2 protein-coding genes and 1 pseudogene are annotated in these 1,314 nt (G+C 69.4%); 2 read left to right on the top strand and 1 reads right to left on the bottom strand.

Annotation, left to right across the window (positions count from 1 at the left end; translation table 11 throughout):
- Positions 1 to 719 (top strand): carboxyl transferase domain-containing protein (locus AB0F38_RS31665; protein WP_361900893.1); only part of this gene is annotated, 719 nt, incomplete at its 5' end.
- A gap of 62 nt (positions 720 to 781) precedes the next feature.
- Positions 782 to 985, top strand: coding sequence for an acyl-CoA carboxylase subunit epsilon (locus AB0F38_RS31660; RefSeq protein WP_361900891.1), 204 nt, complete (start codon positions 782 to 784; stop codon positions 983 to 985).
- Positions 986 to 1,086: 101 nt separating this feature from the next.
- Here AB0F38_RS31660 and AB0F38_RS31655 read toward each other — a convergent pair.
- Positions 1,087 to 1,314 (bottom strand): annotated as a pseudogene (locus AB0F38_RS31655) (ATP-binding protein); the annotation flags it as partial.

The following is a 1,314-nucleotide window of genomic DNA, read 5'->3' as shown; positions in this document are numbered from 1 at the left end:
ACGGCAACCGCCCGTACGACATGCACAAGGTCATCGAGGAGCTCGTCGACGACGGCGACTTCCTGGAGATCCACGAACGCTGGGCCACCAACATCGTCTGTGCCCTCGCCCGGCTCGACGGCCAGGTCGTCGGCATCGTGGCCAACCAGCCGCAGTCGCTGGCCGGTGTCCTGGACATCGAGGCGTCCGAGAAGGCCGCACGATTCGTCCAGATGTGTGACGCCTTCAACATTCCTCTCGTCACTCTGCTGGACGTACCCGGCTTCCTGCCCGGCGTCGATCAGGAGCACGGTGGAATCATTCGGCACGGTGCGAAGCTCCTGTACGCGTACTGCAACGCCACCGTGCCGAGGATCTCGCTGATCCTGCGCAAGGCCTACGGAGGCGCCTACATCGTCATGGACAGCCAGTCCATCGGAGCCGACCTCACCTACGCGTGGCCCACCAACGAGATCGCGGTGATGGGCGCCGAAGGTGCCGCCAACGTCATCTTCCGCCGTCAGATCGCGGACGCCGAGGACCCCGAAGCCATGCGGACCCGCATGGTCAAGGAGTACAAGGCCGAGCTGATGCACCCCTACTACGCCGCGGAGCGCGGCCTGGTCGACGACGTCATCGACCCCGCCGGGACGCGCGAGGTGCTGATCGCCTCCCTCGCGATGCTCCGCAACAAGCACGCCGACCTGCCGTCCCGCAAGCACGGCAACCCGCCGCAGTAGTCGCAGTCGCCGCGGCAACCCCGCCCGCGTACGCGACCCACTGCCCAGAAGACGGAGACACCATGAGCGTCACCCCCGCCGAGTCCGTGCTGCGCGTCGAGAAGGGCCAGGCCGGCCCCGAGGAGCTCGCGGCCATCACCGCCGTCCTGCTCGCCCGTGCCGCCGCCCAGCCCGACGCACCCGCCCACCGGGGCCGCGACACCGCCGGGTGGCGCCGGCTGGAGCGCACCCCCGGCTTCCGTGCCCCGCACAGCTGGCAGGGCTGAGAACGGCCCCTCAGGCCGTTCCCGGGCCCACCCGGAGCCTTTCAGCGGCGAAGGCCCCGTACTCCTCAGGAGTACGGGGCCTTCGCCGTGCGGCGGCCGGGTCAGCGCAGGCGGGCCATCAGCGCGTGCTCGACCAATGTGATGAGCGCGCTCTTGGCATCCGTGCGGTGACGGGCGTCCGTCGTCAGGATGGGCGTGTCCGGTCCGATCTGCAGGGCCTCGCGCACCTCGTCCGGGGTGTAGGGCTGGTGTCCGTCGAAGCCGTTGAGGGCGATGACGAAGGGGAGGCCGCTGTTCTCGAAGTAGTCGACTGCGGGGAAGCAGTCGGC

The organism is Streptomyces sp. NPDC025273 (assembly GCF_040638585.1).
Taxonomy (GTDB): domain Bacteria; phylum Actinomycetota; class Actinomycetes; order Streptomycetales; family Streptomycetaceae; genus Streptomyces; species Streptomyces cinereorectus.
This window is presented reverse-complemented; position numbering and strand designations above follow the sequence as displayed.